This window comes from Pseudomonas mediterranea CFBP 5447, assembly GCF_000774145.1.
In the GTDB taxonomy this organism is placed as follows: Bacteria; Pseudomonadota; Gammaproteobacteria; order Pseudomonadales; family Pseudomonadaceae; genus Aquipseudomonas; species Aquipseudomonas mediterranea.
Genome location: NZ_KN322982.1, coordinates 203,381 through 217,615 on the forward strand (window position 1 = coordinate 203,381; position 14,235 = coordinate 217,615).

Consider the following 14,235-nt stretch of genomic DNA (forward strand, 5'->3'; position numbering starts at 1 on the left):
GACTCCTTTGCGCTGTACGAGCGTACCAGTGACGATACGACTGTGAGCTTAGAACAGGGTTCCATGGATGCACAGGCAGGGCCAGGCCCAAGAAGCCGGGACAGGACCGGTCAGATCGGTGATTGAGCAGACATGGACGTTTGCGTAGCGGAAGGGGGCCGTCTATCTTTCCGGGAATTGCAGACGGGCTTTGGTGAAAGGAATCTCTCCAAGGAACCGCAGCCCTCATCACAAGGAGATACCCATGGCTGACGTGAAAGCCCCGCAACCCCTCGACCCGCGAGATCTTGTCAAACTGCTGGTGGCCCTGCGTCGCGCGCTGAAGATGGGAGCGGTGTAGCCGCAGAAGCCCCAGGCAGGGGCCCGTTACTTCAATTCATTGTGGAGAGGGAGCAAGCTCCCTCGCCACGATCATTCCAGCTTTTTACAGGACGGGGTCGATCAGAACGCCGGCAATACCGCGCCGCTGTATTTCTTCTCGATGAACGCCTTCACTTCCGGGCTGGTCAGGGCCTTGGCCAGTTTCTGCATGGCGGCGCTGTCCTTGTTGTCCGGACGGGCCACCAGGAAGTTGACGTAAGGCGAATCCGAACCTTCGATCACCAGCGCATCCTTGGCCGGGTTGAGACCCGCTTCCAGGGCGTAGTTGGTGTTGATCATGTCCAGGTCGACCTGATCCAGCACCCGCGGCAGCATGGCCGATTCCAGTTCCTTGAACTTGAAGTCATGCGGGTTCTTGGCGATGTCCTTGGGTGTTGCCAGGGCGTTTTTCGGGTCCTTCAGTTCGATCAGGCCAGCCTTCTGCAAGAGGATCAGGGCGCGGCCGCTGTTGCTGCCCTCGTTGGGGATGGCGATGGTGGCGCCGTCTTTCAGCTCGGCCAGGCTTTTGACTTTCTTCGAGTAGCCGCCAAACGGTTCGACGTGCACACCGATCACAGTGACCAGGTTCGTGCCTTTGCCTTCGTTGAAGCTCTTGAGGTATGGCAGGGTCTGGAAGTAGTTGGCGTCCAGACGCTTCTGATCGACCTGTACGTTGGGCTGCACGTAGTCGGTAAACACTTTGATCTGCAGGTCCACGCCTTCCTTGGCCAAGGCCGGCTTGATCAGCTCGAGGATTTCAGCGTGGGGTACCGGAGTAGCCGCTACCACCAGTTTCTCCGCGGCCTGGGCCAGGCCCGAAGCCAGCGCTGCCGCCAATGCGGTGAACAACAGAACCTTTTTCATGCAGTGTCCTTATCGAAAAATCACGGTCGTCACGGACGACGGCCAATGTGGAAGTGCCAGCGAATTGCTATCGCTGGCGTGATACGGAAGATACCGATATTTTTTATGCCTTAACAATACCTTTTATGGAAGTACATATATCAATAGCTTATAGACCTATACAGGCTGTTCATGCGAAGCGGATATCCGAACTTCGCTGCCTGATGTCCCCGTAGATATCATCCGGCGCCTCGCCAGGCCGACCGCTACCGGATCTCTCCTCGGTCAGTCCCAGGAATCCCCGGGCTTTTTCAATGTACTTGTCCCGATCGATTGTGTAGGTGACGCCCTTGACCGGGTAGTTGGCATAGCTGACCACGTCCTTGGCAGTCAGTACATTTCTGAGATCGTTTTGCAAGGCAATGAGGTTGCGTCGCCCTGCGCTTCGAACCAGAGGACTCGCGGCCCTGGCGTAGTCACCGAGGCGTGTCCCACGCAAGGCATTGCTGCGGCCCAGGGTCACGACGTCACTGAGTGACTCGACTGTTTTCTGCAAGGCGACTGATGTCCCTTTGCCCAGCAACTTACCCGTCAGGGAAGCCCCCCCGGAGACGACGCCCAAGGCAATGCTGGTGTAGCTCAGGAGTTGGGTCGCGACGGCGTCCGGAGCCGCCTCCTCCAACACGATGGATGCTATCGACGCCGCGCCGGATACCACCTCCAGCGTCAAGGCCGTTGCGGCCGAGAACGACATCCCTATCAGCGGCGCGGATGCGCCCAGGGTTGCGATGGTGAATGCAACGGAAGCGATCGCGAAAGCAGCGGTAAGACCGACCTTGATCCAGCCCCAGGTAGAAATATGCCCGGTCGGATCGCTCAGATTGATCGGGTCCCCGAGACAATAGGCATAGGCGTTGAGACCACCGCCATCGAAAGGACTCCAGTTGTCTGGCCGGTGAAATCGCATCAGTACCGGATCGTAGGCCCGATAGCCGTTGCCAAGCAGATAACAACCGGTCACCGGATCCAGCGGCTCGCCGCCGAGACCGAACAGACTGTCCAATCCGTCTGTCGCCGAGCGTTGCCCATAGGGCGAATAGGCATGTCGGGTGTTGTCGCCGCCGCAAAGTGCTTGCAAGACGTTGCCACTGCCATCGGTTCCGAATAGCCGCGTGTCCCGGCCCTGGGACAACGCCAACAACTGCCGCTCTTCGTACAGGATGCTGCGACTGTCCTCACCCGTTATTTCGCTGCATAACTGCTCTGCACGGTAGAAGCGCCGACATGACTTCTGCCCTGCCCACTCAATGGCATGCAACCGGTCAGAGGCATCGTACCGATAGCGCGCCAGTGTCGACCTCGAGTCAGCCGAACTCACGCGCTCCAGGCGACCCAATTCGTCATAGTGCAGCTTTCGTCCATGGGAATCGTTGAGCAGATTGCCGTCATCGTCATACTGGAAAGTCGCATCGGCAGAGGCATAGTCGGGATGGCTATTGGTAACGGCGCTGAGCTGGGTTTTATCAGCCAAGTCGTATCGATACGTTGCGGTGTTCGCGCCGCCTGTGAAATGCGTAACGACCTGGCGGATGTTATCGAGAAAATCATAGGCGTAGCTCTGCGAAACGATGACTTTACCCTGCGCGTCCACCGGCGCCTGCTGGCCATCGCAGGCGTAACGCGTCAACCGGCCTCGCACGTCATAGGCAAACGTCTCGACACGCACGACCCCGTTGGACCTGAGCGTACGCTGGCTGAGCCTGTCGCCCGGACCGAACGACTGGGCAACCTCGACGACGTCATTTCCTTGGGCGGACCGTCGAAGGATTTCGCGGCCGAACCCGTCATAAGCCAGGTCAGTGACCATCGAACGGCCCGACCGAGGATCGGTGACGGCGACGCGCTTGACCTGCTCTTGAGCGTCGTAGGTGTACGTGGCGGTGATGCACTCCTGAGGGGAAGCGGCAGCCGAGCGTTGGGTGATTGCCACAAGGCGTCCCGTCCGGTCATAGGCACAGGTGCGGGTCGTGCCGTCGACATCCGTGTGGACCATCGGCTTGCCCATCAACGAATAGGTTTGCCCACTGTCGAACCGATCAAGTGCCGTGACCCATGACTCCCGGCTGAGCCGGCCGGAAGGACAGTATTCCAGGCGTCGCTGCACCAGCGAATTGGACGACTCCAAGAGCAGACCTGTGCGAGGGTCGAACCGGTGTCTTGCCGCAACGGACGCCTGGCCGCCGGAGCGGCCGGTGAGGCCATCCTCAAGCAACGGATCATGGGTGAACCGCAACTCTTTTCCGGCTGCCGTGCTCTTCTGCGAAGGGTTCCTGCTGGAACCTTCATAGGCCATCCGTTCAGTACGACCGCCAGACTGGTTGCCGGTAATGCGCATCAGCCCGTCATAGGTACGACGGCCCACCACGTAACCGTTTGCGCTGATTTGGGTGGGATAGTCGCCCTGGCTTTGTGGGGCGTACTTTTTTTCGATCACCGTACCGTCGGGCAATGTCGTGTTCAGCACACGGCCGGCCAGATCGTACGTATAGCGGGTGACCGCACCGTCGGAAGCGGTTTGCTCGATACATCGCCCCAGCCCGTCGTATTCGTAGACGGTCACCTCTCGCACAACGCCCGCCAGGTCCACACGTTCGACGCGCGATGATTTCTCCAGGGCGTTGATGAATGTACGGGTCTTGCCACCGCCCGCCATCCACTGGGTGCGAGTACGCGCTACAGGATCGATTTCATCATGAATAATCACCTGCCCGCGGCGGCTGATGCGGCTCTGATGCCCCCATTCGTCGTACCCGTAATGGGTCTCCAGGGTTTTCGGCTCGCCGTTGAACCAGTCGGTTTGTTCATCCGATTGCAGGCGTCCGAGGCCGTCATATTTCGCCGCATAGATCACTCGCAGGGGCGCGCCGGGCATATCGACGTCTTGTTTCTCGACTCTGATGGTGCGTCCCAGTCCATCGCTGCGGGTGGCCGTCAGGGCCCCGCGTGAATCCTTGACGATGACAGTGACACAACGACCATCGGACCTGGCATTCGCCTGATAGATGAACTGGCGCGACGCTGAACGGCCGGTCTCAGGCATGACCGTTTCTCGGGTCAATTGCCCCAGTGAATCGTATTCCATGCTGATGGTATTACCGCCGGATTCACACGTTCTGATCAACCACCCGCACACGTCATGCCAGTCCTGCCTCAGATGGCTCAGCCCTTGAGCGCTGAAGGTCTGGTCGGTGCGGACGTTATCGTTTTCGCGCCAGTACGCATAACGGTGCTCGTTGCGAACGCCGCCTACGGTTTCGACCTTGCTGTGCAACCGCCCATGAAAGAAGTCATTGACGTTATTGATGTAACGCAGCCGACAATCTACACGGGGCTCACTGACGCCTTCCTCGTACAGTGTTTCGCTGGCGAGCCGGACACAGCGGCGACCCGCAAGCAGCGAGGGCAATTCACTGTAGGTATAACGCACTACAGTGGTCGGCGCGGCGGCGAAATCGGCCGAGGCGATAATCGATTTCTGCTTTAGAAAACAAGGCACGCCGATTGGGCTGGCGGGACAGTCCGCGCTCCCTTGTGCCGGAAAATACTCATAGACCTCCCGCACCCCGCCCGGACTGGTTTTTTCCAGCAGATTCCCATGCTCATCGTAGGATGTACGAGTGATCTCACTTCTGCTGTTGGTACGGCGTTGCCCCTCAATCACGCGGGTGTCAAAAACGCTATCGCGTACGACCCGCTGCATCTGGAACTGCGGGGGCTGATCCCTGAACCCTCGATTGGGCACATCGTGGTATTCGATTTCCCGCAGTTGCATCGTGTTGCCGCTGATGGTTCGTTGCGAAATCATTGAGTGGAAGCGGTTGTAGGTGCGTATGACCCGGGAGGATTCACGCAGGCCACTTGGACCAGGCACCATCTGGATCTGGGTGCAGGAGTATTCGTAGTTGTCGCTGACGTCATAAAGCACATCACGCTCAGCGGACCAACGCATCCCGGAACCATGTCCAAGAAAATTCCTCGCGGAATATTCGTACGCGCTGATCATCGCCGGCTGTTCTCCGCCAGGAGACATGATCGATTGAGTCACAACGGGCAAGTAAGGCACCGGTGCCCCGCTGGGCAGCTTATGGCCTTCCAGCTTGTACTTGAGCGTTTGCTGGGCCCCGCTTGGCTGGCGGATTTCAGTCATCAGCAAAAAGCCCTGGCCATACAAATAATCAAAAGACCAGATCAACGGGAGATTTTCAGCGGTGAGCAACCGGATCTGTTGCAGTCGTCCATTGCGCAAGGCAAACAGGTATTGGAGTTTCCTCGAGGGAATATCCGGCCACACGGTGATCGTCGGAGCCGTCGATGGGTACCGGGCGTAGTCGACCTGCAAGATTCGGCGATGCTGCTGGTAAACCGCTACCAGTTGCCGTCGGCCAGTGACGAGACGGTACTCATAAAGCGTTTCCCTACCCTCGGGACTGTATTCCCGCGCCAGCAACCATTCGTCATGGGTCGTACCGGGGCGCGAAAGGATTTCGATCCTGCCATCGATGTGTTCAATGACAAGTTCATTGCCTTGCAGCGTGACGCTCAAGTTATCGAGCTTCTTGTCCTGGAAAGCGACCTGACGTCCATCGGTAAAAAGCTGATAGGTTTCCCCGTTGGTCAGCGTCAACTTTCGTCTGCGCTGATCATAGCTGCAAGTGCGCAAGGACCAACCGGCGCCAAAACCAAGGTCCCGATCATTGAAGGAATCGTATGCCAGGGTCACTGATACTTTCGACCCGATGGCCGCGTCAGGCGGCGTCGCGTCCAGCGCCACGCTGCAACTGCAGCTACCGGTTCTGGGATCCACGCCCGAACGGACAAAGCTGTCGAACTTGAAGGCGGCCGACGTCAGCTGCCCCTGAAGAGGTGAAGTGGTATTCATCGGTTCGTCCTTGAACAAATTGTTCTTATATTCGGATCACGCGGACCGCCAGAGGGTTATCAGCCAGCTCCACACGCAGCTCATGACGATTTCCATACATGTCGCGCAGTTCCAGTGCAGTACCCGTTACAGGGTCTCTCACCCAGACCTGGCCGAGCTTTCCGTAAGCCAGAACCAGTGCAACCCGCCCGTTTTCACTCCGATGCCTTCCCAGTGCATCTGGACGCTCCCAGCTCACTGGTCCCGCTGCTCGTATAGGTTGACCGTTCGCGTACCCAATCAGGTAGTAACCCGAATAACGCTTATCCGAACTTCCTATCCTCAAATGAGCGTTCATATGGGAATCCTTTAAGAATTCAATTCGTTGCTGATCAATGACCAGGTCCAGCATGAAAAGCTCGACCTTTTCAATGTCACTTTTTGAACTGAAGTAGGGAGCCGAAGTGCGAGTGAGCGAGTACTGCTCCGATCGATAGACCGCCGGCGGAATTGAAACCAGCGTAAGTACGCCAAAATCGTGCTGTTTGTTGGAGCGAAACATTACGCCGTCTGCTCGTGTAATGCGTAGTTGCAACTCGACTGATTTGTCAGAGCTGGACGTGACGTAAAAGTCCTGTGTGTAGATATATTCTCCTGACGGTACCGAACCCCGGACTGGCATATTGGGCGGGAGCTGGCGGAAACGGCTATCCTGTCGATCGCTATATTTCCATACACCGATATCACCGCGATTCCAATCCCTGGTTAACTCAGCCCCCGTATGCCCGTCGATCAAGACGATGGAATCGAGTTCAGCCTGGGTCAGGGGAAGCGCACTTCCGAACCAACTCTGAACTTGAACAAACACCCTTACCATTAATTGTTGATGACCATTGCTGAACAACTGGTTACCCCCTGTGACGGAAAAAATCCCGAACGCCTTCAAGTCATTCCATTCCGACTGATGCGCTGCGACAGGTGGATTATTCTTGTATTCCATTTTGAATTTCCGGTGTTCCAGTTAATGAATCATGGTCTTACCTTTATTGGGTAGACCACTTCGCTTTCGCCATTCAATTAACAACTTAAGAACACCAGCCATCAAGCACTAAAGCCACACAAATTATTTGTACGGCAAATTAAAAATTCGCACAAACAAAAATGTTTTCCGCACGACCCCCTTAACTCCCACATAATAAAAACCCTGGCAACTCAAAAGCTGTCAGGGTTAAATATCTGGAAAATTTTATATACAATTCAAGGCCGGCGAGCGACTGATTAACCGCCAAAGTTACTGAAAACCCGCCAGACCGATAAAGCTTGAGGGCACTACTTAATCGCTACCGAGGGTTCTGTTAAGTTCGGCAAATTGAGATGTTCCGGCAAGATGTAATCCCCAGCGCTGACCAGCAACGCAAAATGAATGACGTTTTCCAACTCTCGGGTATTGCCAGGCCACCTGTGCCGTTCCAGTGCGCGCTGCGCCGCTTCGCTGATCAGCGGCACGGCCAAGCCGAGGCGTTGACTGTAGATACCCAGGAAGTATTCGGCCAGGGACAGGATATCGCCCACCCTTTCGCGCAAGGGCGGTAACTCGAGCCGGCCCTCACCCAGGTAGCGATAAAGCCGGTCATGAAATTTCCCGACAGCCACGGCCTTCGCCAGGTCGATGCTGGTGGCCGCCACCAGTCGCACGTCCACGGGGCTGGGTTGATGGGCGCCGACGCGGGTGACTTCGTGATTTTCCAGGGCGGCCAGCAATTTGACCTGGATCGGCAGCGGCAGATCGCCGATTTCATCCAGGTACAGCGTGCCGCCATTGGCCGAGCCGAACCACCCGGCCCGGCTGCTGGCTGATCCGCTATGGTTGCCGGCGGCATAACCGAACAATTCAGCGTCGGCATAGGTCGGGCTAATGGCACCGCAATTGACCGACACGAACAACCCACCGCGATTGCTCTCACGATGGATATGGCGGGCCAGCAGTTCCTTGCCGGTGCCGGTTTCACCGCGAATCAACACCGAGACCGAACGTGGCGCCAATGCTTCCAGTTCCTGACGCAACTGCCGCGAACGTGGATCGACAAACACCAGCGCCTTGGCGCGAATGCTCAGGGGGCTTTTTTCCGCATCGGGAAAGGTCAGTAACGACTGACCGGAACGTTCATGCAAACTCATGGCAGACTCCCGCCCTGCATCGCCGGAAAGACGGAAGGGCATCTACATCCAAAGGCGGTTCAGGCTTGACGGAGCGCGTGATGCTCCATGCGGCTCTGCAGACGATAGAGGTACGCGAAACCCTGCTCCCAACGCTGATGGCCGGACTGCACGTTGATGTGCCCCGCCCCGGCCAGGATCCCGGCTTCAGCTCCCCAGCTACGCGCCAATTCCAGCGCACGCGGAGCACTGACCGCGGCGTCGTTGTCGGAACTGACCACCTGGCTGGGAAAGGGCAACAGCTCGGTGGGGATTGGTGCGAAATTGCGCAGCGCAGGCGCGCAGGCCGGCCGTTCGACATCCGCCGGTGCGACCAGCAGCGCTCCGCGAACCTGTCGTAGCAGTTGCCGCGGGGCGGTGGCAGCCCAATGGGCAACCGTGATGCAGCCCAGGCTGTGGGCAATGAGGATCACCGGCCTGCTATCGGCGGCAATGGCTTCGGCCAGCGCGGCCACCCAGTCTTCGCGGCGGGGCGTCAGCCAGTCGTCCTGCTCGACCCGGGTACTGTTGGGCAGACTGTTCTGCCAATAGGTCTGCCAATGATTTTCCGGCGATCCTTGCCAGCCCGGCACAATCAGGTAGCGAGTCGATTCGTTGCGCATGGGTGCTCTCCTGCGTGTCTGTTCAGGGACGAGTATAGGGAGGAGAGTTATATTCCTTAAGTAATAAGAAGCTATTTATTAATAATCAAACTGAATATAAAGCCCTGTGGGAGCGAGCCTGCTCGCGATAGCGATACACCCGCCCGCCACTGCAGTGAATGTGAGATCGCTATCGCCAGCAGGCTGGCTCCCACAGGGTCTGCCCCCTGCATCAGTCACTGCGGCCCTTTCTCAACAACTCATTCAACCGATCCACCACCATCGCCCAATCGGCATCCTCGAGGATTTCGTCGCGCAACAGTTGCCGCTGACCCTCGTTCCAGAAAAACGCGTCAGCCAGGTGCAGTTCGGGTTTGAGGGGTGAATGGCTGGCAATGAACTGATCGATGCTGACGGCATCGTCGGGCAGCCCGAGTTGCTTGAACAGGGCGGGAAGGCTGTGGGTTGGGGTTTCCATGGGAACTCCTGACATGACTGGATGCGGTTGCTCTCCCAGCAGTCTAGCCTCTGGAGCATCGCCGGACTGGTCAAAATCCGACCAACCCAGGGTTCGACTAGACTGTGGATAACGACTGTGGATAAACATCATGCATGGGCGTCGCGGAGGGTCCGGTGAATATTCGCTGCTTGATGCTTGCGCTGCTGGCCATGAGCGGGTCGGTGCTGGCAGCCGACGGCACTGCGCTGATGGTCGCCAACTCCCTGGGTTTCTGGCTGATTGCCTTGGGCGTGGCATTGCTGATCGCCGAGGCGGCCTTGCCCAACTATGGCGTAGCCGGGCTCGGCGGCATCATTTTGTGTGTCATCGGCGCGATTATTCTGAGCAATGCCGAGATACCCGTTCCCTTGATGATCGGGCTGGGCCTGGTCAGTGCCTTGCTGCTGATCTTCCTGTTGGTCCGCGCATTGAAAACCCGGCCGCGCCAACCCGTCAGCGGCGATGCCGCGTTATTGGGAAGCGTCGCCGTGATCACCGGCCTGCAGGCCGGCAATCATCACCATGGCTGGGTGCAGCTGGAAGGCGAACGCTGGCAAGTGGCATGCGCGACGTCGCTACGGCCTGGACAAGCGGTGCGTGTCATCGCCCGCAAGGGCCTGCTGCTGGAAGTGGCCCCCGCTGATTCACAAGGAGCATGAGATGGGTATGCAAATCGGTTTTGTAATGCTGCTGTTACTGCTGATCGCGCTGGCAGCCTCGACCTTCCGGATCCTGCGCGAATACGAGCGTGCGGTGGTGTTCCAGCTGGGCCGGTTCTGGCAGGTCAAGGGGCCCGGGTTGATCCTGTTGATTCCAGTGGTGCAGCAAATGATCCGCGTCGACCTGCGCACCATCGTGCTCGACGTACCGCCCCAGGACGTGATCACCCGGGACAACGTTTCGGTAAAGGTCAATGCGGTGCTGTATTTCCGCGTCCTCGACCCGCAGAAGGCAATCATCCAGGTCGAGAACTTCCTCATGGCGACCAGCCAATTGGCCCAGACCACCTTGCGCGCCGTGCTCGGCAAACACGACCTGGACCAACTGCTGGCCGAGCGCGAGCAATTGAATGGCGATATCCAGCAGGTGCTGGACGCCCAGACCGACGCCTGGGGCATCAAGGTGGCGAATGTCGAGATCAAGCATGTGGACCTCAACGAATCGATGATCCGTGCCATCGCCCGGCAAGCCGAGGCCGAACGGGAGCGACGGGCCAAGGTGATCCACGCCGAAGGCGAACTGCAGGCGTCGGAAAAGCTCATGCAGGCCGCCGAGATGCTCGGGCGTCAGCCAGGCGCCATGCAATTGCGCTACATGCAGACGCTGGGATCGATTGCCGGAGACAAGAGTTCCACCATCGTCTTTCCCCTGCCGATCGAATTGCTGAAAGGGATGGCGGAGCTGTCGCCCAACAAATCCTGAACATCGCGGTTACGCCTAAACAGCCCCCTGTGGCGAGGGAGCTTGCTCCCGCTCGGTTGCGCAGCAACCGCAAAGATCCTGAGGCCGCCTCGCCCGAGGCGTCGGACCGGCCCGGCGGGAGCAAGCTTCCTCGCCGCAGAAGCGTTTACCTCGCCAGGGACTGCAATGCCTCATACGGCCCTTGCGCCCACGCCTGCACCCGTTCGCGCAACAAGGGCGACGCCTCTCGGCGCTTCTCCTCGCTGTCACCGGTAAAACCCTGCGCTGGCTGCTTGGCGTGCCGCTTCACGCTGGCGAACGCCCGCCTGCGCTGCACCTCATCAAGCTGGAAAAAGATCGCCAGCTTGCCTGCCATCGCGTCGGGTAGCTCGCGATAGTCAACCGCCTCGGCGGCGCAGGCCTGGCACTGCTCCAGCCCGGCCTGCAACAATCGCCCGACCCTGCGGGCAATGAAGTCTTCCGGGCCGCTGAAAGGCAATCCATCGTCCAGCACACTCGCCCCGATCATCCCCGGCACCATGTGCATGCCGGGTCGGCGCAGATGAGACACAGCGATTTCCAGGGGATCGCGGTACACGAACAGCCAGGGCGTGTCGGGAAAACATTCACGCAGGCGCGAAAACTCACCGATGTTCCAGGCATCGAGCTTGATCACCAATCGCCGCTCCACGCCTCGACGAGGCTGCCCGTAGGCCGACAGCAACCCCTTGAGCGCCGCGCGGCGTTCGGCGCTGGGCAGGTCGCTACGCAGTAATCGATCCAGCGGCGGCGGTTCGGAGACGACGATATGGTCGTCCAGTTGCGCCAGCATCTGGCTGATCAGTGTCGAGCCACAGCGCGAGGCATGGAAGATGAACGCACTGGGCGCAAGTCCAGGGCTCTGGTGCTGCCACTGGGCAAGCGCGTCCAAGGGCGTCTGGCGCCGGAACGCCTGGTTGAAGGGCAGCCGCAGGGCGGCTTCCACAGCATCACCGAAGAAGGGTTGCGATAAGGGCTTTTCGCCGAACCAGCACCAATCGACCCACCACTGCCCCGCTTCCTGCCACACGCGGATCGGCAGCCAGCCTTGCAGGTTCAGGCCCTCCATTGCTCGCTCCATTGCCGGCGGCCGTTGCGCATGGCCGTCCGCAGTTCTTCGCGGGTGAGGTGCAAGCCTTGGCCGGCACTCAGCGCAAGGGCGCACTCAATGAAAGCCTCCAGGTCATGCACGCCTCGCAAGACCTGGGCGAGGTGCGGATCGGTTTCCACGCAGTGCTGGAACCGGACCAGGTCGCTTTGCCCGTTACCCGGTGCGGGCGTGGTGGGCAGCCCATCGGCAATCTGCTGCTCCAGCCAGGGTCCGGGTCGGCAATCGAGCACCAGGTGCACCCGCGACCGGTCGCTGCGATTGGTCACCCGATGGGGGCGCGCCAGGTCGAGGAACCAGCACTCGCCCGCCGCCATCGGCATGATCTGCCCGTCCAGCCAAAAGTCCACGCCCGGCGCGCTGAGCAGCGGCACATGCAGGCGCAGGTCGGCGTCAGGCCCGCCCAGGTCATAATCGCGATGCTCGTGAATACGACCGCCGGGACCCAGTCGCAACAACCGGGCCGAGACGATCTCCAGGGGCCAATCGCGCAGCGCCATCTGCCAGCGCTCATCCCTGGACCATGGCTCGCGGCACACCGGCTGGCCGCGCCCCGGCGACAACTCGGTCAAGGCATCCGCCGGCGAAATCAGTGCCACGCCGCTCCAGTCGCCGTGGTAATAGCCGCTGTTGAAATGCCCCTGCCAGCGCTCGTCCTCAATGGTCGCCAGCGCTTGCAGCAAAAGGGGCAGGTCTACCGTCACCGGCAGCCGGGAAAACGCCGGACGCGTCATGCTTGCGCCCGGTTATGGCTTCACCGCCGCTTTCGGCACCGTGATGTCGCCCTGGGCCCAAGCCGCTTCGCGATTGGCCAATGCCGTGGCAATCGACTGCACCTGGGTCGACTGCACTTCGTCGGGCATCGGGTCGAGACCGGCGCTGGCGAAGATTTGCCCATAGGCATTGCGCAGGTCGGCGTAGGACAGATCCCGCCGCAGGTCGGCCTGCAAGGTATTGAGCTCGCCCTGGATCAGGTCCAGCTCACCGATGCCGGCGGCCTGATGACGGTTGCGCAACTGGCCGACGATTTGCCCGTCGATATCCGATAGTTGCTGGTTGGTCTTGAACTGACGCAGCGCATCGCGGTAGTTGGCGTTGGCCACGTACAACTGCGCCAGCACGGCAATCGACATTGCCTGGCGCCGTGCCGCCGCCACTTCTTCGCCGGCCTTGGCCACGTCGATGGCCGCCGGGGCGGAGATCACGTTGAACAGGTTCCAGGTGACTTTCACGCCATAGTCGGCCCAGCCCTGTTCCACCAGGAACGAGTTGCTGTCGTAGTGCCCGCCGGCGGAAAACTCCAGGCCCGGCAACAGCCGCAGCATGGCCTTGCGGGTTTCGGCGGCCGAGATGCGTGTCTGGTAATCCTGCTCGCGCAGTTCCGGACGGCTGGTCAGGGCTTCGTGTTCGAGACGCGCCATGTCGACCTTGAGTTCGGGGATCTCGTACTCATCCGGGGTCGCGAGGGTCAACTCCGTGCCCAGGGGCAGGTTGATCAGGGTGGCCAGTTCGGTCTTGGCCAGGGACAACGCGCGCCGCTGCTCTTCGAGCTGGCGGGTGGCCTGGATCAGCGAGCGCTGGTAACCCAGGGCCTGCACCGGGTCACCGATGCGCTGCTCGCTCATGCTCTGGCTGTTGTTGCGCGCCGCCTCGACCCGGGCCATCAGGCTGTCGATCTGCTTGAGCAGGCGTTCGGCGGCCATGGCTCGCCAATAGGCCGAACGCACATCCTGGACGATGGTGTTGATCACCTTGCGCCGGCGTTCCTGGACGATTAATCGCTGGTCACCGGCTTGCTTGGCGCTGATGTAGCTCACGCCGAAGTCGAGCACGTTCCAGACCATGGTGAGGTCGGCCACTTCACGGTCACGGTCCTGGGAGGTCGACGGCTCCAGGGATTGGGTGCCGGTCTCCACGCTCTGGCTGCTGGAGGCGTTGACGTTGTTGCGGCCCACGTAGCCGGCGTCCAGCGCCATGCGTGGCAGCATGTCGAAACTGGCCAGGTCCAGCTGCCGCTTGGCCAGGGCCTCCTCCATGATCTTCAGGCGCCCTTCCAGGTTGTACTTCACCGCCCGGGCCATGGCCTGGTGCAGGGTCAGCGGGCCGCTGAGGGGCTCCTGGCCCTTGTACATGTTCTGCAGATCGGTTTGGGCGCGCTGTTCGCTGACGCTACGATCGATCGGTTCACTGGTGACTGCACACCCGCTGACCACCACGGCCAGCAGACTCATACCGAATAACTTCTGACTTCTATTCATTCCCTGGAACG

General features: G+C 59.8%; 11 protein-coding genes. 2 read left to right on the forward strand and 9 right to left on the reverse strand.

Annotation, left to right across the window (positions count from 1 at the left end; translation table 11 throughout):
- Window positions 1-441: 441 nt before the first annotated feature.
- The 6 genes from N005_RS05180 to N005_RS05205 form a co-directional block, all read right to left on the reverse strand.
- The gene (locus N005_RS05180; protein WP_047700019.1) at window positions 442-1,224 is read right to left on the reverse strand and encodes a MetQ/NlpA family ABC transporter substrate-binding protein; all 783 of its coding nucleotides are present in this window, start codon (window positions 1,222-1,224) and stop codon (window positions 442-444) included.
- A gap of 169 nt (window positions 1,225-1,393) precedes the next feature.
- Window positions 1,394-6,142 carry an RHS repeat-associated core domain-containing protein gene (locus N005_RS05185; RefSeq protein WP_047700020.1) on the reverse strand — a complete coding sequence of 1,583 codons (4,749 nt, stop codon included), beginning with the start codon at window positions 6,140-6,142 and terminating at the stop codon, window positions 1,394-1,396.
- Window positions 6,143-6,167: 25 nt separating this feature from the next.
- A complete protein-coding gene (locus N005_RS05190; RefSeq protein WP_047700021.1) occupies window positions 6,168-7,121 on the reverse strand; it encodes a hypothetical protein in 954 nt (317 codons plus the stop codon).
- A 329-nt stretch (window positions 7,122-7,450) separates the two neighbouring features.
- Window positions 7,451-8,299 carry a sigma 54-interacting transcriptional regulator gene (locus N005_RS05195; RefSeq protein ID WP_052126359.1) on the reverse strand — a complete coding sequence of 283 codons (849 nt, stop codon included), beginning with the start codon at window positions 8,297-8,299 and terminating at the stop codon, window positions 7,451-7,453.
- Between the two features lie 59 nt (window positions 8,300-8,358).
- The gene (locus N005_RS05200; protein ID WP_047700023.1) at window positions 8,359-8,940 is read right to left on the reverse strand and encodes an alpha/beta hydrolase; all 582 of its coding nucleotides are present in this window, start codon (window positions 8,938-8,940) and stop codon (window positions 8,359-8,361) included.
- 211 nt (window positions 8,941-9,151) lie between these two features.
- Window positions 9,152-9,397, reverse strand: a complete 246-nt coding sequence (locus N005_RS05205; RefSeq protein ID WP_047700026.1) for a DUF2789 domain-containing protein — start codon at window positions 9,395-9,397, stop codon at window positions 9,152-9,154.
- Between the two features lie 155 nt (window positions 9,398-9,552).
- On the opposite strand from N005_RS05205, the gene N005_RS05210 reads away from it, so the two are divergent.
- Window positions 9,553-10,077 carry an NfeD family protein gene (locus N005_RS05210; RefSeq protein ID WP_047700169.1) on the forward strand — a complete coding sequence of 175 codons (525 nt, stop codon included), beginning with the start codon at window positions 9,553-9,555 and terminating at the stop codon, window positions 10,075-10,077.
- Window position 10,078: 1 nt separating this feature from the next.
- Window positions 10,079-10,840: a slipin family protein gene (locus N005_RS05215; protein WP_047700027.1), complete on the forward strand. Its 762-nt coding sequence runs from the start codon at window positions 10,079-10,081 to the stop codon at window positions 10,838-10,840.
- 145 nt (window positions 10,841-10,985) lie between these two features.
- Here N005_RS05215 and N005_RS05220 read toward each other — a convergent pair whose 3' ends face one another.
- Genes N005_RS05220 through N005_RS05230 form a run of 3 tightly spaced genes read right to left on the reverse strand, consistent with a single transcriptional unit; the run spans window position 10,986 to window position 14,224 of the window.
- A complete protein-coding gene (locus N005_RS05220; protein ID WP_047700029.1) occupies window positions 10,986-11,927 on the reverse strand; it encodes a sulfotransferase family protein in 942 nt (313 codons plus the stop codon).
- Window positions 11,915-12,700 carry an aspartyl/asparaginyl beta-hydroxylase domain-containing protein gene (locus tag N005_RS05225; protein WP_047700031.1) on the reverse strand — a complete coding sequence of 262 codons (786 nt, stop codon included), beginning with the start codon at window positions 12,698-12,700 and terminating at the stop codon, window positions 11,915-11,917. Before N005_RS05225 ends, N005_RS05220 begins: the two co-directional genes overlap by 13 nt.
- A gap of 12 nt (window positions 12,701-12,712) precedes the next feature.
- Complete coding sequence (locus N005_RS05230; RefSeq protein ID WP_047700033.1) at window positions 12,713-14,224, reverse strand: TolC family protein; 1,512 nt, start codon at window positions 14,222-14,224, stop codon at window positions 12,713-12,715.
- Between the last annotated feature and the right edge of the window lie 11 nt (window positions 14,225-14,235).

Coding starts and splice junctions, on each gene's coding strand:
- N005_RS05180 (WP_047700019.1), bottom strand. CDS start 1,224: ATGAAAAAGGTTCTGTTGTTCACCGCATTGGCGGCAGCGCTGGCTTCG.
- N005_RS05185 (WP_047700020.1), bottom strand. CDS start 6,142: ATGAATACCACTTCACCTCTTCAGGGGCAGCTGACGTCGGCCGCCTTC.
- N005_RS05190 (WP_047700021.1), bottom strand. CDS start 7,121: ATGGAATACAAGAATAATCCACCTGTCGCAGCGCATCAGTCGGAATGG.
- N005_RS05195 (WP_052126359.1), bottom strand. CDS start 8,299: ATGAGTTTGCATGAACGTTCCGGTCAGTCGTTACTGACCTTTCCCGAT.
- N005_RS05200 (WP_047700023.1), bottom strand. CDS start 8,940: ATGCGCAACGAATCGACTCGCTACCTGATTGTGCCGGGCTGGCAAGGA.
- N005_RS05205 (WP_047700026.1), bottom strand. CDS start 9,397: ATGGAAACCCCAACCCACAGCCTTCCCGCCCTGTTCAAGCAACTCGGG.
- N005_RS05215 (WP_047700027.1), top strand. CDS start 10,079: ATGGGTATGCAAATCGGTTTTGTAATGCTGCTGTTACTGCTGATCGCG.
- N005_RS05220 (WP_047700029.1), bottom strand. CDS start 11,927: ATGGAGGGCCTGAACCTGCAAGGCTGGCTGCCGATCCGCGTGTGGCAG.
- N005_RS05225 (WP_047700031.1), bottom strand. CDS start 12,700: ATGACGCGTCCGGCGTTTTCCCGGCTGCCGGTGACGGTAGACCTGCCC.
- N005_RS05230 (WP_047700033.1), bottom strand. CDS start 14,224: ATGAATAGAAGTCAGAAGTTATTCGGTATGAGTCTGCTGGCCGTGGTG.